Here is a 21,909-nt window from a genome sequence, read left to right on the forward strand (position 1 = left end):
GCAGCAGAGGGCCCCTCCGCGGGACGGGAAACCTCAACTCGCGCACAGCAACGCTCAAGTCGGCTGCTGGAACCCTCAAGTCGGCGATCGCCCCTCCCGCGTGCTGAGCAGCACCGGATGGGATGCTGAGCGCCATGAGCACCGAGCGCTTCGTCACCGAGATCCAGGCCCGCTACCGCGACATCAACCTGGGCAACCACGTCGACAGCGTCGAGGCGATCCGGATCATCGACGAGGCCCGGATCCAGCTGCTCCGCTTCGCCGTCCTCACCCCGCCGGCGGGACCGCGCTCCGGCCTGCTCGGCGGCACCCCCGACCACGTCTCCGAGCTGGTCGCCGGGCAGCGGATCGACTACCACGCCGAGATGCGGTTCGTGCCGTTCAGCCCGTTCCAGGTGACGGTCTGGGTGAGCCGGGTCGGCAGCTCCTCGATCGACTTCTCCACCGAGCTGCGGGTCGTCGCCGACCACCCGCCGGCGCTGATCGCGCAGACGACGATGGTCCTGCTCGACCACCAGACCCAGAAGCCGTGGACGATGAGCGACGACGTGCGCGCGACGTTCGAGCGCTTCCTGGCGCCCCCGGTGGAGCTGCGCCAGCCGCGCTGACACCCCGACTGCGCTCGAAGGCCCCGATCTCGCCGAGATCGGGGCCTTCTGCCTTGGAGCGATCAAGACCGCCTCTGACCTGGGGTTATCACCTCGCCGATAGGCCCGCATACAGAAGTCGGGTCGCCGGACGGGGCCGTCAGTGTTGCGCAGGTCACACTGCGCGACGCAGAGTGCTGCCCAGTAGTTGAAACGATTCAAGGTTGCTCCGGCCCCGTCCGCGAGGACCGCCCCCTCCATCGCCTCACTCGCGGCGCCCAGCGCCGTGAGGCGGATGAGTCCTGCCCGAAACAGGTCTCCTCCGCACCACAACCACAGGAGAAACGATGAGTAGTTCCACCAGCCGGCAGCACGTGCCGCACCGCCGCTTCGGACGAACCGTCGCCCTCGCGACCGCCGCCGTCCTCGGCGCCGTCCCCGCGGCGGTCGTGGTCAGCAGCCACGCCCCCGCTGCCCAGGCATCGAGTGCTTCCTCGAGCTTCTCGGTCGCGGAGTGGACCAACCCGAGCACGACGTACCGCCCGGGTGTGCGCTGGTGGTGGTCCGGTGGCGCCGTCGAGGACAGCGTGCTCGACCAGCAGCTCGACTACCTCGCCTCGCACGGCTTCGGCACCGTCGAGATCAACCCCTTCGGCGCCACCCCGCTGGCCGGCGACGAGGCCAAGGTCAAGGACATCTACACCCCGACGTTCTACGCCCACCTCGAGCACGCGGTCGCCAAGGCGAAGACGCTCGGGATCACCGTCGACCTCAACATGGGCTCGGGCTGGAACGCGAACAGCCAGTTCGTCACCGCAGCAGAAGGCCAGCAGAACATGGGCCTCGGCCGATCCACGGCGACGGGCGCGGCCCTCAAGGCCGGACCGGTCACGATCCCCGCCGTGGCGAAGAGCAAGCTGTACGACACCGCCACCTTCAGCGCCGCCGACGTCAAGCTCGAAGGAGTGCTCGTCGCGAAGCGGTCCGGCACCGGAGCCGCCATCACCGGCGATGCCGCCTCCTTCAACGACGGCACCACCACGTGGGACCAACAGCTCGTCGTCGACCCGGCGCAGAGCTACATGATCGACGCCGCTCAGCTCGGCTCGTCGGGCACCTCGTTCACCCTTCCCCCCGACGTCGCCTCGAAGATCACCGACTCCGACTCCTACGAGGTGATCGCGCTCTACTCGCTCCCCTCGGGCACCTCGGGCGTCGACTCCGCCCGGCCGGACTGGTTCGTGGTCAACCACATGGACGCCAGCAGGACCCTCGACTACCTCAATGACTGGCTGGGCGAGGAGAACCTGAACAAGATCATCACGAAGTACGACAACATCCGCGCGGTCTTCAACGACAGCCTCGAGCTCGACCCCGACGTCTACTACGACGACGGCCTCTACGCCCTGGCCAAGGACGCCGAGCACAACGGTCTCGGCTACGACTTCAGCAAGTACCTGCCGACGGTCTACCGGCAGAACCTCGGCGCGCCGGCGTACTTCCCGAACCAGCTCTCCGGCTCGACGACGCCGTACGTCACCAGCACGACCGACGCCTCGACGCAGGCCCGCATCCTGGCCGACTTCCGCATCCTCGTCGGTCAGCGTTTCGCCCAGGGACTCAAGGGCTTCCAGAAGGGTGCCCACGCCAACGGGCTGAAGTACCGCCAGCAGGCCTACAACCCGCCGATGGACGAGATCGGTTCGGCGAAGTACGTCGACATCCCCGAGGAGGAGCAGGCCAACGAGGCCAACCTGCGCACGGCCGCCTCCGGGGGCCACCTCTACGACCGCAACCTGGTCACCGCCGAGCAGTTCACGCTCGGCCAGACCCCGCTGACGAACACGCTGGACACCCTCAAGGTCGGCTTCGACCTGATGGCGACCTCGGGCGTGAACAACTTCTTCTACCACGGGCTCGCCTACCCCTACGGCCAGGGAACGACGACGTACGGCGAGCAGGGCTGGTCGGCGTTCCCGACCATCGGCGTGGACCCGTCGGCCAACAACACGCTGTCGAAGTACTTCCCCGAGCTCAACGCCTACGCCTCCCGGCTCAACTACCTGGGCCAGCAGGGCACGCCGAGCATGGACGTCGCGGTCTACACGCCGTTCGGCGGGAAGGCGCCGACCACCGGAGCCGTGCCCGTCCTCAACAGCAACGGCTACGCCTGGGACGCGATCAACGACGCCAGCATCACCGACGCCTCGACGACCTACAAGGACGGCAGGATCAGCGTCAACGGCGGGGCGATCAGCTACGACGCCCTGGTCGTGCAGACCCAGACCGTCCCGATCGCCACCATGCGGCGACTCCAGGACCTGGCCGAGCAGGGTGCGCCGATCGTCTTCTACGGCGCACTCCCCAACGGCCAGTCGGGCTACGTCGACGGCAAGTTCGCCGCGGCCGACGCCCAGGTCGCCGCGCTGGCCGCTGAGACCCTGCTCGACGGAGACGCCACCGCGCACCCGACCTCGACCACGGCGCTCGCCTCCGCGCTCAAGCGGGTCGTGGACCCGGAGATCACGTACGACGCCAACGACGGCGTCCGGTTCATCCGCCGTGACCTCGCCGACGGAGGCGCACTCGCCTTCGTCCGCAACACCACCGCCACGACCAACACGATCACGCTGCGTGCCGACAGCAAGTACGCGAACTACTACTGGCTCGACCAGCAGACCGGCCGGATCTACGAGGCCGACCTCACGGACGGTGCCACCACCTTCACGCTCGACCCCGGCAAGGATGCGTTGAGCGGCTTCGGGGGCTCGAACGCCACCCTGAGCCACGGCATCGCGCTGCTCGCCGAACCGGCCGGCATCACGCTGCCGGACTCGGCGATCACGCCCGGCCTGCCCGACGGGGTCAATCGCACCGCGCCCGACACCTCGACCCCGGTCACCCCGACGTCGTTGACGGTCACGGCCGACAACCTCGACGGCGTGCTGGGCGGGGCGGTCACCACCGAGACCTTCACCGACCACGTGCTCGGCAACTGGAAGGACGCCACCTTCCAGTCCGGCCAGCTCCAGGACGTCGTCGCGGACGGCATCTACGCCGCCACCGTCGAGGTGACCAAGCAGAAGGGTCGCCGCTACGTCCTCGACCTCGGCGCCACCTACACCGCGGCGACGGTCACGGTGAACGGGACCGTCGCCGGCAAGGCACTCTTCGCACCGTACGAGATCGACGTCACCGACCAGCTGAAGAGCGGCTCCAACACCATCGAGATCGCGGTGACCCCGCGCAAGGCGAACCGCTACTACCCGGCGGCGACCAACAAGAACGGCCAGCTCTCGACCGCCACCCCGGTCGACGCCGGCCTGGTCGGACCGATCGCACTGGAGTCCACCCAGGTCTCCGACGCGGCACCCGCAGCGGTGACCCGTCCGTCGATCTCGGGTACCCCGAAGGTCGGCCAGACGCTCACCGCCTCCGCCGGCACCTGGGACGTCAGCGGGGCGACGTACGCCTACCAGTGGCTGCGCAACGGTGCCGCGATCGTCGGCGCCACGAAGGCGACGTACCGGGTCGCGGCCGCCGACGCCGGCCGCACGCTCTCGGTGCGGGTCACCGCCACGGCGGACGGCTACCAGCCCGGCCTGGCGACCACGGCCGGTCGGGTCGTCGCTCGACTCGCCTCGACGTCAGCGCTCGCGGTGACGCCGACGAAGGTGACGACGACCAAGCGGGCCACCGTCACCATCCGGGTGGCGGCCAGCGGACTGACCCCGACGGGGCGGGTCACGCTGACCAGCAAGGGCAAGACCCTCGGCACCGCCACCCTCCGCGGCGGCAGGGCCACGATCACGTTGCCGAAGCTGAAGAAGGGCACCTACAAGATCACCGCTACCTACGCCGGTGACGCGCAGGTCCTCGCCTCTTCACGCACGGCGAGCCTGACCGTGGTGAAGGCGAAGAAGTAGTCGCTGCATCAAGCAGGACGGGCCGGGTGGGAATCTCCCCACCCGGCCCGTTCGGCATTCAGGAGGCTCCGGGCGCCGCGACCTCGTCGAAGCAGGCGGCGACCTCGGCCCGGAACCACTCGTGGGCCACATCGTTCTCCCGGTTCTCGTGCCACCACATCGTGATCGAGAGCGGCCGCATCGGCCACGGGAGCGGGAGCTGACGCACCCCGACCGAGTCGCCGAGCCGTTCGAGGAACGCCTCCTGGACGATGCCGATCCGCGTCGTCCCCTCGACCAGGAACGGGACCGAGCCGAAGCTCTCGGTGGTCATGGCGATGTTCAGCTCGAGCCCGTAGCCGAGAAGGCGCTGGCGCCACGGGTCACCGGCATCACCGGGCACCGTCGGGACGACCCAGCTGCTCTCCTGCGCGGCGGCCAACGGGATCTCGACGGCACCGAGCTCGCGGTCCACCACGCAGACCCAGCGGTCCGAGAAGAGTCCTGACGCCGGCCGCCCCGGGAGTGCGTCGCGGGGTCCGATCCATCCGTCGACCGTCGCGATCACGTCGTCCGGTTTCCCGCGAAGGCCACGGAACTCGACGCTCGCACCGGGCGCCTGCTCACTCAGGCGGCGACTCAGTGCCGAACCGAAGAGCGCCTGCCCGTACTCGCTCGCCGCCACGACGAAGTGCCGCTCGGTCTCCGAGGGGTCGAAGGACCGGGTCGAGCCGAGCAGGCCTCGGGTGCTGTCGACCGCCTCGCGGGCGGGCTCCATCAACCGGATCGCCAGCGGGGTCAGCGCATATCCGGTGCCGTCGCGGACCAGCAGCGCGTCGTCGAAATGCCGCCTCAGCCGGGCGAGGGCGCCACTGGCTGCGGACTGGCTGATCGCCAGTCGGCGTGCCGCCCGGCTGACGTTGCGCTCGCGCAGCAGCGCGTCGAGGGCCGGCACCAGGTTCCAGTCGATCCGGTCGAACTCGTCCATCAGGCTCACCTTCCCGCCACCGCGGCACCTCGGAGTGGCCCAGGTCACACGGTGACCCTGCATTCGACCACAGGTGAATGAAACGTTTCAAGCACCGGCCGGCGTCGCCCTCGGGAGCACCCGGGACGTGACCGGCGCCACAGCCTGACTACGCTCGCGCAGGTGAAGCCCCGCCAGAGCGTGACCCGATGAGCACCACCGACCTGCACGAGGCCCAAAGCGCCGTCGCCGACGCCTCCCGGGAGCTCGCGGCTGCGGGCGCGTTCATCGGCACGGCCGGCAACCTGTCGACCCGGGTGGGCGACCTGGTCGCGATCACCGGCACCGGGGTCCACCTCGATCGGTGCCGGCCCGAGGACGTCAGCGTCGTCACGCTCGAGGGCCGGGTCGCGCACGGCCGGCTGCTGCCGAGCTCGGAGCTGTCTCTCCACCTCGACCTCTACCGCGCCGATCCCGGCACCGCCGCGGTCGCGCACACCCACGCGCCGTCGAGCACCGCGTTGGCCTGCGTGATCGACGAGCTCCCGGTGATCCACTACCAGCAGCTCGCGCTGGGCGGCGACGTCCGCGTGGCGTCGTACGCGACGTTCGGGACCCAGGAGCTCGCCGACGCGGTGGCGTCGGCGATGGCGGGCCGGCAGGCGGCGCTGATGCGCAGCCACGGCTCGGTCGCGATCGGCCGATCGCTCCAGTCGGCCGTGGACAACGTCCTGCTGCTGGAGTGGCTCTCGACGCTCTACCTGCGCGCCAGCCAGCTCGGCACCCCGCACGTCCTCACCGCCGCCGAGCAGGAGGCAGTCATCCTCGCCGCCCTGTCCCGCGGCTACGGAACCACGCACGAGATCGACCCCGCCCCCGCCACCCCAGAGTCCGGAGAGACCCCATGAAGATCGCCACCGTCGGCGTGCACGTGCTCGACATCCACATCCTCGGCGTCACCTCGATCCCCGAGGGGTCTGAGGGTCAGCTGATCGAGTCCTCGTCCATCTCGGCCGCCGGCACCGCCGGCGGGACCGCCCTGATCCTGTCCCGCCTCGGCGCCGAGGTGACGACGTACGGCGCCCTCGGCACCGACCCGGCCGGCGACATGCTGATCGGCCTGCTCAGCAAGGAGAGCGTGCGGAGCGGTCTCGTCCGCAAGCCCGACCAGCAGACCTCCACCTCGGTGATCCCGGTCCGCGAGAACGGTGACCGCCCGGCCTGGCACTGCATCGGTGCCAACGGCTCCTTCACGCTCGAGGACCTGCCCGCTGCCGCGCTCGAGGAGATCGACCACCTCCACCTCGGCGGCCCGGAGTTCCTCGGCGGCGAGGCCGCTGCCGAGCTGCTCGGGCGTGCCCGCGAGCGCGGCATCACCACCTCGGTCGACGTGCTCGCCCCCGGCGACCCGGACATGCTGGCCTGGATCGAGGCGGTGCTGCCGGTCACCGACTACCTGCTGCCCAACGACGAGCAGGTGCTCGGCTTCACCGGCGCGGCCTCGTTGGAGGACGGCGCCCGCGAGCTCTTGGCGCGCGGGGTCGGCTGCGTCGCGGTCACCGCCGGCTCCCGGGGCGCCTACGTAGTGTCCGCCGACGTCGCCGAGTGGGTCCCCGCGCACACGATCGAGGTCGTCGACACCACCGGCTGCGGCGACGCGTTCAGCGCCGGCTTCATCCGCGCCCGCGGCGAGGGTGCCGATGTCGTGGCGGCCGCCCGGCTCGGTTGTGCCACCGCGGCACAGGTCGCCCAGGGGCGCGGAACGGACGCGGGGTCCTACGACCTGGCGTCAGTCACCGCGCTCGCTGGCATCGCCTGACCTCGCGTTGCTCCGGTGACGGGTCACCGCTCGGAACTCCTGGCGGAGACCCAGTGCGTGGTGGGAACGTACCGGCGTGGACAGGTACGACTACACCGCGTTCGAGCTTGAGCGTTGGGACCGGCTGATCGTCGCCCTCAACGAGACGATGTGGGCCACTGAGAGCACAGACGGGCTCAACGTCCGTCGTAGCCTCGCCGATGGCACGAAGCGGGCCGTCGAGATCAAGGTGACGCCGAAGGGCTGGGGTGATTTCCTCAGCATCTTCGCCGGCGGCGACGAGAACACCGGAGCCGGCGGGCTGATCTACGCGATCGAGCGCATGCCCACGAACCACCCCTACCTGATCTACACCCGGTACTACGAGTTCGTCTCGTCCCGCACCCCGACCGACCCCCGCCAGCCCCGGTGTCGTGACTGACAGCCGGCGACGTCGGGAGGGGTCTCCGGACGCGCCAACCCACGCCGATGTCGACGTTGTCGACCTGACTTTGTGAGAATGGGTCCATGCGCGTCTCTGCCAAGTCCGACTACGCCCTGCGGGCCCTCATCGAGATCACCTCCGGTGAAGAGGGCAAGGCCGTCAGTGCCGAAGAGCTGGGCAAGCGGCAGGACATCCCGCACGGGTTCCTGCAGGCGATCCTCGCCGACCTGCGCAAGGCCGACATCCTGCTCTCCCAGCGGGGTCCCTCGGGCGGTTGGCGGATGGCTCGGCCGTCCTCCGCGGTCACCGTGGCCGACGTGATCCGCGCCGTCGACGGTCCGCTCGTGTCGGTCTACGGCCTGCGCCCCGAGGCGGTCACCTACAACGACAGCGCCCAGGGCCTGCAGGAGGTCTGGGTCGCCGCGCGCGACGCGATCCGCGAGGTCCTCGAGTTCGTCACCATCGAGCAGCTCGCCGCCAAGAAGCTGCCGGCGACGGTCACCAAGCGCACCGCCAACGAAGGGGCCTGGCAGTCGCACTGACACCCCGAACACAGCAGTACGGCGGCCCGGAGCGATTCCGGGCCGCCGTACTGCGTGAAGGGGTGGTGTCAGACGGTGGTCGCGCCGGAGACGATCGAGACCCACACGGTCATCCCCTCGGCCAGGCCGAGCGAGCGGGCCTGGGTCCGGGTGAGCTCCACCTGGACCTCGTCGCCACCCACGGTGAGGACCGTGACGCGCACGTCGAACCCGATCCGGTGGATCCGGGTCACGGTGCCCTCGGCGCCCTCGGCCGGGCTGGTGCCGATGACGAGGTCGTGCGGACGCACCATCCGGCCGCCGAGCCAGGTGACGTCGCCGAGGAAGCCCATCACGAAGTCGTTGGCCGGCCGGTCGTAGAGGTCGTCGGGCGAGCCGACCTGCTCGACGCGACCCTCGTTGATCACCACGATCTCGTCGGCGACCTCGAGGGCCTCCTCCTGGTCGTGGGTGACGAAGACGGTGGTCACGTGGACCTCGTCGTGCAGTCGGCGCAGCCAGTCGCGCAGCTCCTTGCGGACCTTGGCGTCGAGAGCACCGAACGGCTCGTCGAGCAGCAGCACCGTCGGCTCCACCGCGAGTGCCCGCGCCAGCGCCATCCGCTGGCGCTGGCCGCCGGAGAGCTGGGAGGGAAGCCGGTTGCCGAACTGGGAGAGGTGGACCAGGTCGAGCAGCTCGGCCACCCGGTCCTTGATCTCCGCCTTCGGCCGCTTGCGGATCTCGAGACCGAACGCCACGTTCTTGGCCACCGTGAGGTGCTTGAAGACGGCGTAGTGCTGGAACACGAAGCCGACGTTGCGCTTCTGCGGGGGCAGCGTGGTCGCGTCGACCCCCTCGATCGCGACGGTGCCGGAGTCCGAGGTCTCCAGACCGGCGATGACCCGCAGCAGCGTGGACTTGCCGCCGCCGGAGGGGCCGAGCAGCGCGGTCAGCTGGCCGGTCGGGATGGACACCGAGACGTCGTCGAGAGCGACGAAGTCGCCGTACTTCTTGGTCACGTTGCGGACGTCGATGGACATTTCAGGCTTCCTTCCGTTCGTCGCGGTGGCGCAGCACGCTCACGACGATCAGGCAGGCGATGGAGACGAGGACGAGGAGGAAGGCGATGGCGTACGCCGTCGGCTGGGCGAAACCCTGGTACTTGGCCTCCACGGCGAGCGTGGCGGTCTGGGTCTCCCCCGTGATGTTGCCGGAGACGACCTTGACCGCACCGAACTCACCGACGGATCGGGCCAGGGTCAGGACGACACCGTAGATGACCGCCCAGCGGATGCTGGGCAGCGTGATCCGCCAGAAGGTCTGCGGGCTGCTCGCACCGAGCGACCTCGAGGCCTGCTCCTGGTCGTTGCCGATCTCGGTGAGGACCGGCACGACCTCGCGGATCATCAGCGGCAGGGCGACGAAGCAGGTCGCCATCACCAGGGCCGGGGTGGAGAACATGACCTTGATCCCGGCCTCGTCGAGCGGCACGCCGAGCCAGCCGTCCCGGGCGTTGTAGACCAGCAGCAGCGACAGGCCGACGACCACCGGGGAGACCGCCAGCGGCAGGTCGACGAGTGCGGAGAGCACCCGCTTGCCCGGGAAGTCGTAGCGGACCAGCAGGATCGAGACCGTCACGCCGAAGACCAGGTTGATCGCGACCGCGATGACGGACACGAGAGCCGTCAGCTTGAGCGCGGAGACCACGTCGGGATCCTCGAAGACGGACTTCAACGCGTCGAAGCCGTCGGCGAACGTCTCGTGCACCAGCGCACCCAGGGGCAGGACGACCAGCATGAAGACGTACCCGACCGCGATGAAGCGCAGCAGCCAGGTGACGAGGCGAGGGAGCTTAACCACGGCGCGCCACCCGTCGCTGGAGCAGGTCGAGACCCACGATCACGACCAGGGCGATCGCCAGCATCACCGAGGCGACCGCGGCCGCCGAGGCGGTCGAGCCGTTCTCGATGAACGTCAGCACCCGGACCGAGACGACCTCGGTCTCGAACGGCTTGTTGCCCGAGAGCAGCACGAGGGCACCGTACTCGGAGATCGCACGGGCGAACGAGAGTGCGGCGCCCGCGGCGATCGCGGGCACGAGGGCCGGGAACAGCACCCGGCGGAGGACCGTCCAACGGTTGGCACCGAGCGAGGCGGCCGCCTCCTCGACGTCGGCGTCGAGCTCCTCGAGCACGGGCTGCACGGTGCGGACGACGAACGGCAGCGTGACGAACGCGAAGGCGAGCAGCACCGCCCAGGGGGTGAAGGCGGCGTGCACGCCGAGCGGGCTCTCAGGGCCGTAGAGCGTCAGCAGGACCAGGCCCGCCACGATCGTCGGCAGCGCGAAGGGGACGTCGATGACGACGCCGAGGGCGGCACGGCCCCAGAACCGGTCACGGACCAGCTCCCAGGCGATGATCGTGCCGATCACGATGTTGACCAAGGTCACGAGCGTCGCCTGGACGACGGTCAGCCTGACCGCCGCCCAGGTCTGCGGCTCCGTGATGACGTCCCAGTAGTTCGACCAGCCACCGGCGGCCGCAGCGGCGACGATCGCCGCGAGCGGGAGCAGGACCAGCAGGCTGAACCACAGCATCACCACGCCGAGACCGAGGCCCGCTCCGCCGGTGAGGCGGGTCGGGCTCGAGCTCACTCTTCGGTGCCCTTGCCGGTGTCCTGCTGGATCTTGGTGATGATGCCGAGCGGCTTGCCCTCGGTGCCGTCACCGAAGAACTTGTCCGCGGCCACGCTCCACCCGCCGAAGAAGGCGTCGTTGATCGTGTACAGCTTGGCCGGCGTGGGGAACGGGTCGCTCGGGTCGGTCGCACCCTTGACCTCGCCGACGTCGACACCGTCGATGACCGGGCGGAAGCCGGACTGCGCGTAGGCGGCCTGGCCCTCGGCGCTGATCTGGAAGTTGAGGAAGTCCTTCGCAGCCTGCGGCGCGTCGACCGTGACGGCACCCGGGTTCTCGATCTTCAGGGTGTCGTCCGGGACGACGTAGTCGACGTCGGCACCTGCGGCGCGGGCCAGGATGGCCTCGTTCTCGTAGGAGATCAGGACGTCGCCCGAGCCCCCGGTGAACGCGGTCGTCGCCTCGCGGCCCGAACCGGGCAGGGCGATCGTGTTGTTGAGCAGCTTGGTGACGAAAGCGTTGGCCTCCGCGTCGGTGCCACCGGCGCCGACGACGTGGGCCCAGGCACCGAGGATGTTCCAGCGCGCCGAACCCGACGAACCCGGGTTGGGGGTGATGACCTCGACGCCCGGCTTGACCAGGTCGTCCCAGCCGGTGATGTTCTTGGGGTTGCCCTTGCGGACCATGAAGGCCACGACCGAGCTGGTCAGGATGCCCTTGGTCGGGCCGGCGTTCCAGTCCGAGGCCACCAGGTCGGCGTCGACCAGGCGGGTCACGTCGGTCTCGAGGGAGTAGTGCACGTCGTCGGCCTTGTTGCCCGCAGCGACGCCACGCGACTGGTCGCCCGAGGCGCCGTACGACGTCTTGAACTCGACGTCCTTGCCGGCGTCGGTCTTCTCGAAGTCGGCGAAAACGGTCTTGTTCGCCTGCTCGAGGATGGAGAAGCCGTTGATGTTGACCGTCGTGGACGATCCGGAATCGCTGCTGCCGCACGCGGTCAGAGCGAGCACACCAGCCGCGACCACGGCACCAATCTTGAGGACCTTCATGATCTGCACCCCTTGCACAATGCCGGCACCCCCGGCGTTAGTTGATGAGATTACTTCACTTTAGAGTGTTTCCGGGATTCGTCCACTATTCGGTCGCGCCTTCCGCCTGGTGAGACCGTCGACCGTGAAGATCGTCAGTGCGACCCAGACCAGGCCGAACCCGATCCATCGTCCGGTCGGCATCGCCTCGTCGAACCAGAGCACGCCGAGCAGGAACTGGATCGTCGGCGTGAGGTACTGCAGCAGCCCGAGCACGCTCAGGGGCACACGGTTGGCGGCCTCGCCGAAGCAGAGCAGCGGGGCGGCGGTGACGATGCCGCAGCCGATGAAGAGCAAGGTGGTGCCCGCGCCCTCGGTGGTGAAGTGGCCCTCTCCTCGCGCGCCGAGGACGAGCAGGTAGGTGAGGGCGATCGGTGCTGCCAGCAGCGTCTCCAGGGTCAGCGCCTCGATCGCGCTCACGGCCGCGATCTTCTTGATCAGGCCGTAGGTGCCGAAGCTCATCGCCAGCGTCAGCGCGATCCAGGGCAGGTGCCCGTAGGTCGCGGTCAGGACGACGACCGCGAGGGTGCCGATGCCGATCGCGGTCCACTGGGCGGGGCGCAGTCGCTCGTGCAGCACCACCACGCCGAGCAGCACCGAGATCAGGGGGTTGATGAAGTACCCGAGGCTGGTCTCGACGACGTGGCCGGCGTTGACCGCCCAGATGTAGGTGCCCCAGTTGATGCTGACCAGCACGGTCGCCAGGCCGAGCATCGCCACCTTGCGGGGTTGGTGCAGCAGCGCGACGAACGAGCGACGGCGGCCCAGCGCGAGGGTCAGGATGCTCATCACCACCACCGACCAGACCAGGCGGTGGGAGAGGATCTCGACCGCTCCGGCCGGTTCGAGCAGGGGCCAGTAGAGCGGGAAGAAGCCCCACATTAGGTAGGCGGCTGCCCCCGCGAGGATCCCGACGCGGTGCTGGTCCCTCGCGCCGCTCACCGGATCGTCAGGCGGTGCGGGTGGCGACGATGTCGGCGAAGGCCTCGAGCGCCTCACGGACCGGGCCGTCGGGCAGCGCGTCCAGGTGCGCCTTGGCCTTGGCGGCCTCGGCCAGGACGTACTCCCGGGCCTCGCCCATCGCGGGGTTGGCGCGCAGCAGCGCGAGGCACTCGGCCAGGTCGGCCTCGGAGGCGGCCAGGTCGGTGTCGAGCAGCTCGATCAGTCGGGCGTCCTCGGGGCGGTCGGCCCGACGGACCAGCAGGACGGGCAGCGTGGGCACGCCCTCCTTGAGGTCGGTGCCGGGCGTCTTGCCGGACTCCTCGGACTCGGAGGCGATGTCGAGGATGTCGTCGGAGATCTGGAAGGCGGCACCGACGATGTCGCCGTACGCCGTCAGGGCGGTCTCGATCTCCTTCGAGGCTCCGCCGAAGAGGGCGCCGTACCGGGCCGAGGTGGCGATCAGGATGCCGGTCTTGCCGGCGATCACGTCGAGGTGGTGCGCGACCGGGTCCTCACCCGGACCGGGTGCCCGGGTCTCCATGATCTGACCCTCGACCAGGCGGGCGAAGGCCTGCGCCTGGATGTGCACGGCCTCGGGGCCGAGCTCGGCGGTCAGCTCCGAGGAGCGGGCGAAGAGGAAGTCACCGGTGAGGATCGCGACGTGGTTGTCCCAGCGGGCGTTGGCGCTCGGGGTGCCGCGGCGCACGAGCGCCTCGTCCATCACGTCGTCGTGGTACAGGCTGGCGAGGTGGGTCAGCTCGACCACGCAGGCAGCGGTGAGGACGTCCTCGGAGTCGGCCTTGTCGCCGCACTCGGCGGCGAGCAGGACCAGCAGGGGGCGGAACCGCTTGCCGCCGGCCTCGAGCAGGTGCGAGGCGGCCTCGGTGATGAACCCGGCCCGGCTCTGCACGTGTCCGGCGAGCGCCTTCTCGACGAGCGCGAGCCGCGCACGCAGGCGTGCCTCCAGCTCGGGGTCGGTGACGGGCAGGGCAAGGGACGCGCTCACGGCTGCATCCTTCCACAGCACCCCCGTGGGCCAGATCACCCGATCCAGGCGCCGGTCTCGACCAGCAGGTCGAGGAGCGGACCGGGCACCAGGCCGAGGACCAGCGTGGCGGTCGCGCAGACGGCGATGACCACGATCGTGGCCAACGAGGGGCGCGCCACGGAGGCGGTGGCCAGGGTCGGCTCCTTGAAGAACAGCACCAGGATGACCCGGACGTAGGCCACGATCGCGATCAGGCTGGCCACGACACCGACGATCACCACCGACCAGAGACCGGCGTCAGCGGCGGAGGCCAGCACCGACCACTTCGCGATGAATCCGGCGGTCGGGGGGATCCCGGCCAGGGAGAGCAGGAAGATCGCCATGCCCGCACCGACCCAGGGGCTGCGCCGGCCGAGTCCCGACCATGTCGCCAGGTCCGTGGCCTCCCCACCCGCGTCACGCACCGTCCCGGCCAGGGCGACGACGCCGAGCACCGCGACCGCGTAGGCGGCCAGGTAGAAGAGCACCGCCTGGGTGCTCGACAGCATCGCCTCCGAGGTGGTGGCGCTGAGCCCGACGACGCCCGCCAACAGGAAGCCCGAGTGCGCGATCGCCGAGTACCCGATCATCCGGCGGATGTCGGACTGCACCAGCGCGGCGGTGGCGCCGACCAGCATGGTGGCGATCGCGACCGCGGAGATCATCGGACGCCACTCGCCGAGGTTGTCCCCGAAGGCGACGTAGAAGAGCCGGACCAGCGCCCCGAAGGCGGCGATCTTGGTGCCCGCAGCCATGAACGCCACCACCGGGGTCGGCGCCCCCTGGTAGACGTCGGGGGTCCAGGTCTGGAACGGCACGGCGCTGACCTTGAACAGCAGTCCGACGGCGATCATCGCGATCCCAACCCCGAGCAGGACGTCGTTGTCGCTCTGCGACGCACTCGCCCAGATCTGGGCGAACTCCATCGACCCGGTCGCGCCGTAGACCAGTGCGGCGCCGTACAGGAAGAAGGCCGAGGAGAAGGCGCCGAGCAGGAAGTACTTCATCGCCGCCTCCTGGGAGAGCAGGCGACGGCGGCGGGCCAGGCCGGTGAGCAGGTAGAGCGGCAGGCTGAGCACCTCGAGGGCGACGAAGGCGATCAGCAGGTCGTTGGCGGCCGGGAAGAGCATCATCCCGCCGACGGCGAAGAGCAGCAGCGGGAAGACCTCGGTGTGCTCCAGGTCGGCGGCCCGTCGTTCGGCACCCGAGCCCGGTACGGCGGCGGCCTGACCGGCGAACGCGGTCACCCCGCCCGTCACCCGACGCTCGGCGAAGAGCAGCACGCCGGCCAGGGCGCAGACCAGGACGAGGCCCTGCAGGTAGAGCGCGGGGCCGTCCAGCGCCAGCGAACCGCCGGTGGCGATCAGCCCGCGGGCCGGACCGAGGTCGGGCAGACCGGCGGCGACGCCGACGGTTCCGACCAGCGCGACGACGACCGCGGAGGCGGCGACGGCGACCTGGAGGGCGAAACGTCGCTCCCGAGCCACGAAGGCTTCGATCAGGACCCCGATGCAGGCGGCACCGAAGATCAGCAGGAGCGGCCAGATCTCGCCGTACTCGATCGTGGGTGAGACGAACATCAGCGGCCCTCCCCTGCGATCGAGTGCTCCGTCGAACCGGTGTCACCCTGCACCACGGTGGCCACGGTCGGGTTGGCGATGGCGAAGAGCGGTCCGGGGACGAAGCCGAGCAGCACGAGGACGGTGGCCAGCGGAGCCAGCACCGCCACCTCGCGCCGGGTCAGGTCGCGGGCCGGCGTGGCGCCCTTCTCGGGCTCGCGCGGCGGGCCGGTGAAGATCCGCTGGTAGGCCCACAGCACGTAGACCGCGGCCAGCACCATGCCGGGCAGCGCGATCGCGCCGACCCACCAGTGGAAGGCGAAGGCGGCGATGATCACCATCACCTCGGAGACGAACTGGGCCAACCCGGGCAGGCCGAGGGTGGCCAGGCCGGCGAGCAGGAAGAAGCCCGCCAACACCGGAGTGCCCTTCTCAAGACCGCGCAGCTCGCGGATGGAGACCGTGCCGTGCCGGTGCAGCAGCACTCCGGCCGCGAGGAACAGCGCGCCGGTGGCGAGGCCGTGGTTGACCATGTAGAGGATCGCCGCCGAGCCACCGTCGGGCGAGATCACGAAGATCCCCAGCGTGATGAAGCCGAAGTGCGACAACGACGTCAGACCGATCAGACGGAGCAGGTCGTCCTGCCCGATCGCCAGGAAGGCGCCGTACAGGATCGAGATCAGCGCCAGCGCGACCACGACGGGGGTGGCCCACGCGCTGGCCTCGGGGAAGAGCCCCAGGCAGAAGCGGAGCATCCCGAAGGTGCCGATCTTGTCGAGGATGCAGACCAGCAGCACGCTGGTGGCCGGGGTGGCGTTCTCGGTGGTGTCGGCCAGCCAGGTGTGCACCGGGAAGAGCGGCGCCTTGACCGCGAAGGCGGCGAAGAAGGCGATGAAGATCCAGCGCCCGGCCTCGGTCGGGATGTCCAACGCCCCCAGGTCGCCCAGGAGCAGCGACGGGCCCGCGGCACCGCGCTGGTCGGCGGAGACCACCCAGAGCCCGATCACCCCGGCGAGCAGCACCAGGCCGCCGGCGAGCTGGAAGAGCAGGAACCGCAACGCCGCGCGGGCACGTCCGGCGCGCCCCCAGCCGCCGATCAGGAAGAACGCGGGGATGAGGGTCGCCTCGAAGGCGATGTAGAAGAGCAGCAGGTCGTCGGCCAGGAAGACCAGCAGCGCGGCGCCCTCCAGGGCCAGGGCCCAGGCGAAGTACGCCGACGAGCTCGTGCTGCGCCACGACGCGATGATGGTGAGCGGCACCAGCACCGTGGTGAGCAGGACCAGCAGCAGGCCGAGTCCGTCGAGGTTGAGCGCGTAGTGGGCACCCAGCGGGTCGATCCAGGCGACGTCCTCGGAGAACTGTCGGACTCCGTCCGGACCGGCGGCGGCGTCGAACTGGAACGCGACGGCGACCGAGTAGACCATCGTGGCGAGCGCGAACGTGACCGCCACCCGCTGCGGCACGGACCCGGCCGACGGGGTGAGGGCGACGGCCAGCGCGCCGACCAGGGGGATGAGGACCAGGAAGCTGAGGGTCACCAGGTCACCGCCATCATCGCCACCGCCAGCAGGACCGCTCCGCCGACGATGCCGACGGCGTAGGAGCGCACGAACCCGTTCTGCACCTGCCGCAACCCGTCGGCGATGGCGCTCACGCCGGCACTGCCGGCATCGATCCCGGCGACGATGACGTGTTCGTCGAGCGCGACGCTGGTCCTTGCCAGCGCCAGTCCGGGCTGGGTGATCACCGCGTCTCCGATCGCGTCGCCGTACAGGTCGTGTCGCGCCGCGACCACGGGCCAGGAGGCCTGCGGCGCCTGCTTCGGGATCGGCTTGAGGCCGAAGGACTTCCAGGCGATCCAGACCCCGACGGCGACCACGGCGACGGTGAGCACCGAGACCAGCCACGGCGGCATCCCGCCGTGGTGCTCCGGAGCCTCACCGACGACCGGCGCGAGCCAGTCGGTGATCCAGCCGCCGGCCAGCAGCACGCCGCCGACGACGCTCAGTGCGGCCAGCACCTGCAGCGGGATGGTCATCGCCACGGGCGACTCGTGCGGGTGCGCCTTCTTGGGCCAGCGCTTCTGGCCGAGGAAGGTCATCAGCATGATCCGGGTCATGTAGAAACCGGTGATCCCAGCACCCAGCAGCGCCAGCACCCCGAAGAACGGCCGCTCGGCGAAGGCCGCCTCGATCAGCTTGTCCTTGGACCAGAAGCCGGAGAACCCGGGGAAGCCGATGATCGCGAGGTAGGCCAACCCGAAGGTGCCGAAGGTGACCGGCATCGCCTTGCGCAGCGCGCCGTAGTGCCGCATGTTCACGTCGTCGTCCATCGCGTGCATCACCGAGCCGGCCCCGAGGAACATGGTGGCCTTGAAGAAGCCGTGCATCAGCAGGTGGAAGATCGCGAACGCGTAGCCCGCCGGGCCGAGACCGGCGCCGAGCATCATGTAGCCGATCTGACTCATCGTGGAACCGGCGAGCGCCTTCTTGATGTCGTCCTTGGCGCACCCGATGATCGCGCCCCACAGCACGGAGACGATGGCGACGACGCAGACCGCGGTCTGGGCGTCGGGGGCCGCGTCGAGGATGAAGTTCGACCGGACCAGCAGGTACACGCCGGCGGTCACCATGGTCGCGGCGTGGATCAGCGCACTGACGGGCGTCGGGCCCTCCATCGCGTCGAGCAGCCAGGTGTGCAGCGGCACCTGCGCGGACTTGCCGCACGCGCCCCACAGCAGCAGCAGCCCCAGCACCGTGGCGTCGTGCTCGGAGTACGTCGCCTCCGACAGCGCCGAGAAGTCGAGCGTGCCCTGCCGGGACAGGAAGAGCGCGATCGCCGCGGCGAGACCGAGGTCGCCGATCCGGTTGACGATGAACGCCTTCTTGGCCGCCGCGGCCGCGGTCGGCTTGAGCTGCCAGAAGCCGATCAGCAGGTAGGAGGCCAGACCGACGCCCTCCCAGCCGAGGAAGAGGACCAGGTAGTTGGCCGCCATCACCAGGGTGAGCATCGCGGCGATGAAGAGGTTGAGGTAGCCGAAGAAGCGACGGCGTCGTTCGTCGTGGGCCATGTAGCCCAGCGAGTAGACGTGGATCAGGGCACCGACGCCGGTGATCAGCAGCACGAACAGTGCGGTGAGCTGGTCGAAGGCCAGGTCGAAGCCGATCTTCGTGCCGCCGCCGGCGGAGGTGGTGTCGATCCAGGTCCACAGGTGCTGGCTGAGCCGACGGTCCTCGGCGTCGCGACCGGCGAGGGTGGCGAACAGGCCCACCCCGATCCCGAAGGAGGCGACCGGCATCAGCGTGGCGAAGATCGGCCCCCAGCGGTCGGTGAGGTGTCCGCCGATGAGCAGCACCGCGGCACCGAGTGCGGGCAGCGCGATCACCAGCCAGAGCATGTTCTCCATCCCCGCCCCCTCAGTTGCGCAGCAGGCTCGGGCCGTCGACCGAGATCGATCGACGGCTGCGGAAGATGGTCATGATGATCGCCAGTCCGATCACGACCTCGGCGGCGGCGACGACCATCACGAAGAACGCCATCACCTGCCCGTCGAGGTTGCCGTGCTGGTGGCTGAAGGCGACCAGGGACAGGTTGCAGGCGTTGAGCATCAGCTCCACGCACATGAAGACGATGATGGCGTCGCGTCGGATCAGCACGCCGAGGGCACCGATGCTGAACAGGATGGCCGACAGCACGACGTAGTGAGTCGTCATGGGGTCACGTCCTTCGTGTCCTCGATCTCGTAGTGCGAGCCGTCGGCGAGCAGGATCGGGGTCTCGACGCTGTTGCTGGTCGCCAGGGTGCCGGGGGCGGGCGCCGGGCCGAGCGGCTTGCCGGACTCGCTCCAGTCGGCGACGCGGCGCGCGGCCAGCTCGGCCTGGGTGCGGCGCGGAGCCAGCCGCTCGCTGTGGGCCAGCATCATCGCTCCGAGGGCCGCTGTGATCAGCAGGGCACTGGTGACCTCGAAGCCGATCACGTAGCGGGAGAAGAGCAGGTCTGCGATCGCGTTCAGGTTGCCCGCGGCGTTGGCCTCGGTCAGTCCGGCGTCGATGCTCAGCATGCCCTGGGCGACGCCCGTGATCAGGCAGGCACCCAACGCGACGCCGGCCACGATCGCGATCGGACGCTGCCCCTTGATCACGTCCTTGCTCGCCTCGACCGCGTCGTCGGTGACGCCGACCAGCATCAGCACGAACAGGAAGAGCATCAGGATCGCGCCGGTGTAGACGACGATCTGGACCGCGAACAGGAACGGTGCGTCCAGCGCCGCGTACTGCACGGCGAGGCAGATCATCACCACCGCGAGCAGCAGCGCGGCGTGCACCGCCTTGCGGACGACGAGGATGCCGAGGGCCGCGATCACCATGATCGGGGCGAGCGTCCAGAACGCGAGTTCGGTGGAGCTCACTTGATGATCTCCTCGGGCGCGTAGTAGTCGTACGCCGTCGTGCCCGGTCGCATCGCGTGTGGCGGTGCCTCCATCCCGGGCAGCAGCGGAGCGAGCAGGTCGTCCTTGGTGAAGATCAGGTCACGCCGGTTGTCGTCGGCCAGCTCGTAGTCGTTGGTCATCGTCAGGGCGCGGGTCGGGCAGGCCTCGATGCACAACCCGCAGAAGATGCAGCGCAGGTAGTTGATCTGGTAGACGCGGCCGTAGCGCTCGCCGGGACTGAACCGCTCCCCGTCGGGTGCGTCGGAGTTCTCCGCACCCTCGACGAAGATGGCGTCGGCCGGGCAGGCCCAGGCGCACAGCTCGCACCCGACGCACTTCTCCAGCCCGTCCGCGTGCCGGTTGAGCTGGTGCCGACCGTGGTACCGCGGCGCCGTCGGCGCCTTCTCGAAGGGGTACTGCTCGGTGACCGGCTCCTTGAACATCGTCCGGAACGTGACCCCGAACCCGGCGACCTGCGGCAGCAGCGGACCGGTCTTCGCGCGCACGACCGCGAAGAAGGCGACCACGAGGAGCGCCCCGACGATGCCCGCGACCCAGGACGGGTTCAGGTCCGCCGAGTCGCTGCCCACCCGCACCGCGGCGACCACCATCACCCAGACCAGGCTGACCGGGATGAGGATCTTCCAGCCCAGCGCCATGAACTGGTCGTAGCGCAACCGCGGCAGGGAGCCGCGCAGCCAGATGAAGACGAAGATGAAGCAGAACAGCTTCGCGAAGAACCAGATCGGCGGGAAGACACCCTCGTTGAAACCGGACCAGAGCTGATCGAGCCCGAACGGGGCCCGCCAGCCTCCGAGGAAGAGGGTCGTCGCCAGCGCGGAGACGGTCGCCATGTTGATGTACTCGGCCAGGAAGAAGAGCGCGAACTTCAGCGAGCTGTACTCGGTGTGGAACCCACCGACCAGCTCCCCCTCCGCCTCGGGCAGGTCGAACGGAGCGCGGTTGGTCTCGCCGACCATGGCGGTGCAGTAGATCAGGAAGCTGGGCAGCAGCACGATCCCGAACCAGGCGTTGGACTGCGCCTCGACGATCTCGCTGGTCGACAGCGAGCCCGCGTAGAGGAACACCGCGATCAGCGCCAGGCCCATCGCGACCTCGTAGGAGATCATCTGGGCGCTCGAGCGGAGCCCGCCGAGCAGGGAGTACGTCGACCCGGAGGCCCAGCCGCCGAGCACGATGCCGTAGATCCCGATCCCGGCGATCGCCATCACGAACAGCACGGCCATCGGCAGGTCGGTCAGCTGCAGCGGGGTCTCGACCCCGAAGATCGTCTCGACCGGGCCGAACGGGATCACCGAGAAGGTGACGAACGCCGGCACGACCACCAGGACCGGGGCGATCAGGTAGACCGCCTTGTCCGCAGCGGCCGGGATGATGTCCTCCTTGAGCGCGAGCTTCACCCCGTCGGCCAGCGACTGCAGCAGCCCGAACGGGCCGTGCACGTTGGGTCCGATCCGGTGCTGCATCCGCGCCACCACGCGCCGCTCGGCCCAGATGTTGAACAGCGTGAGCAGCACCAGGACCAGGAAGATCGCCACGACCTTGCCGGTGACCATCCACCACGGGTCGTTCCCGAACGGACTCAGCGTCAAGGGGATCACGGACGGCGTCATACGGATGCCACCTCCACGAGCGATCCGGGCGAGGCCAGCTCGGCCAGCACGCCGCGACCGAACGAGTTCGCGGGCACCCAGACGACGTTGTCGGCCAGGTCGGCGACCTCGACGGGCAGCGTCACGGAGCCGCGGTCGCCGGTGATCACAACCCGCGGACCGAACCGGTCGGCGTTGCCCGCCGACAGCTTCGCGACCGCCCGCGGAGCGGTCGCGGCGAGGTCGACGTCGCCGCGCTGCATCACACCCCGGTCGAGGTGGAGCTTCCAGGTGGCCAGGTGGAACCGCACGTCGGGTGTGCTCATGCGTTCATCTCCTCCGCGAGCGCTTCCAGGACCCGGGCATCGGACATCGCCGTGGAGCTCAGCGCGA

20 protein-coding genes and 1 pseudogene are annotated in these 21,909 nt (G+C 69.7%); 6 read left to right on the plus strand and 15 right to left on the minus strand.

All coding sequences use genetic code 11. The annotated features are described in order from the left end of the window. Positions 1 to 134 precede the first annotated feature (134 nt). Together ACZ5J1_RS15460 and ACZ5J1_RS15465 are read left to right on the plus strand one after the other, a co-directional pair. Positions 135 to 608, plus strand: a complete 474-nt coding sequence (locus tag ACZ5J1_RS15460) for an acyl-CoA thioesterase (RefSeq protein WP_464560360.1) — start codon at positions 135 to 137, stop codon at positions 606 to 608. Between the two features lie 326 nt (positions 609 to 934). Beyond that, positions 935 to 4,513 carry a glycosyl hydrolase gene (locus tag ACZ5J1_RS15465; protein WP_464560362.1) on the plus strand — a complete coding sequence of 1,193 codons (3,579 nt, stop codon included), beginning with the start codon at positions 935 to 937 and terminating at the stop codon, positions 4,511 to 4,513. A gap of 58 nt (positions 4,514 to 4,571) precedes the next feature. Here ACZ5J1_RS15465 and ACZ5J1_RS15470 read toward each other — a convergent pair whose 3' ends face one another. Continuing rightward, positions 4,572 to 5,480, minus strand: a complete 909-nt coding sequence (locus ACZ5J1_RS15470) for a LysR family transcriptional regulator (RefSeq protein WP_464560364.1) — start codon at positions 5,478 to 5,480, stop codon at positions 4,572 to 4,574. A 188-nt stretch (positions 5,481 to 5,668) separates the two neighbouring features. Between ACZ5J1_RS15470 and ACZ5J1_RS15475 the strand changes: the two genes are divergently transcribed. From ACZ5J1_RS15475 to ACZ5J1_RS15490, 4 genes are all read left to right on the plus strand, one after another. After that, complete coding sequence (locus ACZ5J1_RS15475; protein ID WP_464560366.1) at positions 5,669 to 6,367, plus strand: class II aldolase/adducin family protein; 699 nt, start codon at positions 5,669 to 5,671, stop codon at positions 6,365 to 6,367. Beyond that, the gene (locus ACZ5J1_RS15480; protein ID WP_464560368.1) at positions 6,364 to 7,278 is read left to right on the plus strand and encodes a carbohydrate kinase family protein; all 915 of its coding nucleotides are present in this window, start codon (positions 6,364 to 6,366) and stop codon (positions 7,276 to 7,278) included. The genes ACZ5J1_RS15475 and ACZ5J1_RS15480 overlap by 4 nt, the downstream gene beginning before the upstream one ends. A gap of 76 nt (positions 7,279 to 7,354) precedes the next feature. Further along, positions 7,355 to 7,699 carry a hypothetical protein gene (locus tag ACZ5J1_RS15485; protein ID WP_464560370.1) on the plus strand — a complete coding sequence of 115 codons (345 nt, stop codon included), beginning with the start codon at positions 7,355 to 7,357 and terminating at the stop codon, positions 7,697 to 7,699. Positions 7,700 to 7,785: 86 nt separating this feature from the next. Then, the gene (locus ACZ5J1_RS15490) at positions 7,786 to 8,244 is read left to right on the plus strand and encodes an RrF2 family transcriptional regulator (RefSeq protein WP_464560372.1); all 459 of its coding nucleotides are present in this window, start codon (positions 7,786 to 7,788) and stop codon (positions 8,242 to 8,244) included. 68 nt (positions 8,245 to 8,312) lie between these two features. On the opposite strand, the gene ACZ5J1_RS15495 is transcribed toward ACZ5J1_RS15490, so the two are convergent. The 14 genes and pseudogenes from ACZ5J1_RS15495 to ACZ5J1_RS15560 form a co-directional block, all read right to left on the minus strand. Next, the gene (locus ACZ5J1_RS15495; RefSeq protein WP_464560374.1) at positions 8,313 to 9,263 is read right to left on the minus strand and encodes a sulfate/molybdate ABC transporter ATP-binding protein; all 951 of its coding nucleotides are present in this window, start codon (positions 9,261 to 9,263) and stop codon (positions 8,313 to 8,315) included. Position 9,264: 1 nt separating this feature from the next. Then, the gene (locus ACZ5J1_RS15500; RefSeq protein ID WP_464560376.1) at positions 9,265 to 10,083 is read right to left on the minus strand and encodes a sulfate ABC transporter permease; all 819 of its coding nucleotides are present in this window, start codon (positions 10,081 to 10,083) and stop codon (positions 9,265 to 9,267) included. Beyond that, positions 10,076 to 10,876: a sulfate ABC transporter permease subunit CysT gene (cysT, locus tag ACZ5J1_RS15505; protein ID WP_464560378.1), complete on the minus strand. Its 801-nt coding sequence runs from the start codon at positions 10,874 to 10,876 to the stop codon at positions 10,076 to 10,078. Before cysT ends, ACZ5J1_RS15500 begins: the two co-directional genes overlap by 8 nt. Continuing rightward, positions 10,873 to 11,907: a sulfate ABC transporter substrate-binding protein gene (locus tag ACZ5J1_RS15510; protein ID WP_464560380.1), complete on the minus strand. Its 1,035-nt coding sequence runs from the start codon at positions 11,905 to 11,907 to the stop codon at positions 10,873 to 10,875. Before ACZ5J1_RS15510 ends, cysT begins: the two co-directional genes overlap by 4 nt. Before the next feature lie 60 nt (positions 11,908 to 11,967). Continuing rightward, entirely contained in the window at positions 11,968 to 12,828 is an 861-nt protein-coding gene (gene rarD, locus ACZ5J1_RS15515; protein WP_464560382.1) for an EamA family transporter RarD, read from the minus strand. A gap of 67 nt (positions 12,829 to 12,895) precedes the next feature. After that, entirely contained in the window at positions 12,896 to 13,894 is a 999-nt protein-coding gene (locus tag ACZ5J1_RS15520; protein WP_464560384.1) for a polyprenyl synthetase family protein, read from the minus strand. A 35-nt stretch (positions 13,895 to 13,929) separates the two neighbouring features. Then, positions 13,930 to 15,495 carry an NADH-quinone oxidoreductase subunit NuoN gene (gene nuoN / locus ACZ5J1_RS15525; RefSeq protein ID WP_464560386.1) on the minus strand — a complete coding sequence of 522 codons (1,566 nt, stop codon included), beginning with the start codon at positions 15,493 to 15,495 and terminating at the stop codon, positions 13,930 to 13,932. Continuing rightward, positions 15,495 to 17,012, minus strand: a complete 1,518-nt coding sequence (locus tag ACZ5J1_RS15530) for an NADH-quinone oxidoreductase subunit M (RefSeq protein ID WP_464560388.1) — start codon at positions 17,010 to 17,012, stop codon at positions 15,495 to 15,497. The genes nuoN and ACZ5J1_RS15530 overlap by 1 nt, the downstream gene beginning before the upstream one ends. Next, positions 17,009 to 18,880 carry an NADH-quinone oxidoreductase subunit L gene (gene nuoL, locus ACZ5J1_RS15535; protein ID WP_464560390.1) on the minus strand — a complete coding sequence of 624 codons (1,872 nt, stop codon included), beginning with the start codon at positions 18,878 to 18,880 and terminating at the stop codon, positions 17,009 to 17,011. Before nuoL ends, ACZ5J1_RS15530 begins: the two co-directional genes overlap by 4 nt. Positions 18,881 to 18,890: 10 nt before the next feature. Continuing rightward, entirely contained in the window at positions 18,891 to 19,187 is a 297-nt protein-coding gene (nuoK, locus tag ACZ5J1_RS15540; RefSeq protein WP_464560392.1) for an NADH-quinone oxidoreductase subunit NuoK, read from the minus strand. After that, positions 19,184 to 19,882, minus strand: a complete 699-nt coding sequence (locus tag ACZ5J1_RS15545) for an NADH-quinone oxidoreductase subunit J (RefSeq protein ID WP_464560394.1) — start codon at positions 19,880 to 19,882, stop codon at positions 19,184 to 19,186. The genes nuoK and ACZ5J1_RS15545 overlap by 4 nt, the downstream gene beginning before the upstream one ends. Next, a complete protein-coding gene (nuoI, locus tag ACZ5J1_RS15550) occupies positions 19,879 to 20,346 on the minus strand; it encodes an NADH-quinone oxidoreductase subunit NuoI (RefSeq protein ID WP_464564807.1) in 468 nt (155 codons plus the stop codon). The genes ACZ5J1_RS15545 and nuoI overlap by 4 nt, the downstream gene beginning before the upstream one ends. Positions 20,347 to 20,460: 114 nt before the next feature. Then, a pseudogene (gene nuoH / locus ACZ5J1_RS15555) lies at positions 20,461 to 21,537 on the minus strand (NADH-quinone oxidoreductase subunit NuoH); the annotation flags it as partial. Continuing rightward, the gene (locus ACZ5J1_RS15560) at positions 21,534 to 21,842 is read right to left on the minus strand and encodes a hypothetical protein (protein WP_464560396.1); all 309 of its coding nucleotides are present in this window, start codon (positions 21,840 to 21,842) and stop codon (positions 21,534 to 21,536) included. The gene ACZ5J1_RS15560 and the pseudogene nuoH, both read right to left, overlap by 4 nt. Between the last annotated feature and the right edge of the window lie 67 nt (positions 21,843 to 21,909).

The sequence above is a fragment of the Nocardioides sp. JCM 18999 genome, from assembly GCF_055391175.1.

Excerpts from the sequence above, each read along its gene's own strand:
- ACZ5J1_RS15460 (WP_464560360.1), top strand. The coding sequence starts at position 135 with ATGAGCACCGAGCGCTTCGTCACCGAGATCCAGGCCCGCTACCGCGAC.
- ACZ5J1_RS15465 (WP_464560362.1), top strand. The coding sequence starts at position 935 with ATGAGTAGTTCCACCAGCCGGCAGCACGTGCCGCACCGCCGCTTCGGA.
- ACZ5J1_RS15470 (WP_464560364.1), bottom strand. The coding sequence starts at position 5,480 with ATGGACGAGTTCGACCGGATCGACTGGAACCTGGTGCCGGCCCTCGAC.
- ACZ5J1_RS15475 (WP_464560366.1), top strand. The coding sequence starts at position 5,669 with ATGAGCACCACCGACCTGCACGAGGCCCAAAGCGCCGTCGCCGACGCC.
- ACZ5J1_RS15480 (WP_464560368.1), top strand. The coding sequence starts at position 6,364 with ATGAAGATCGCCACCGTCGGCGTGCACGTGCTCGACATCCACATCCTC.
- ACZ5J1_RS15490 (WP_464560372.1), top strand. The coding sequence starts at position 7,786 with ATGCGCGTCTCTGCCAAGTCCGACTACGCCCTGCGGGCCCTCATCGAG.
- ACZ5J1_RS15495 (WP_464560374.1), bottom strand. The coding sequence starts at position 9,263 with ATGTCCATCGACGTCCGCAACGTGACCAAGAAGTACGGCGACTTCGTC.
- ACZ5J1_RS15510 (WP_464560380.1), bottom strand. The coding sequence starts at position 11,907 with ATGAAGGTCCTCAAGATTGGTGCCGTGGTCGCGGCTGGTGTGCTCGCT.
- rarD (WP_464560382.1), bottom strand. The coding sequence starts at position 12,828 with ATGTGGGGCTTCTTCCCGCTCTACTGGCCCCTGCTCGAACCGGCCGGA.
- nuoN (WP_464560386.1), bottom strand. The coding sequence starts at position 15,495 with ATGTTCGTCTCACCCACGATCGAGTACGGCGAGATCTGGCCGCTCCTG.
- nuoL (WP_464560390.1), bottom strand. The coding sequence starts at position 18,880 with ATGGAGAACATGCTCTGGCTGGTGATCGCGCTGCCCGCACTCGGTGCC.
- nuoK (WP_464560392.1), bottom strand. The coding sequence starts at position 19,187 with ATGACGACTCACTACGTCGTGCTGTCGGCCATCCTGTTCAGCATCGGT.
- nuoI (WP_464564807.1), bottom strand. The coding sequence starts at position 20,346 with ATGTTCAAGGAGCCGGTCACCGAGCAGTACCCCTTCGAGAAGGCGCCG.
- ACZ5J1_RS15560 (WP_464560396.1), bottom strand. The coding sequence starts at position 21,842 with ATGAGCACACCCGACGTGCGGTTCCACCTGGCCACCTGGAAGCTCCAC.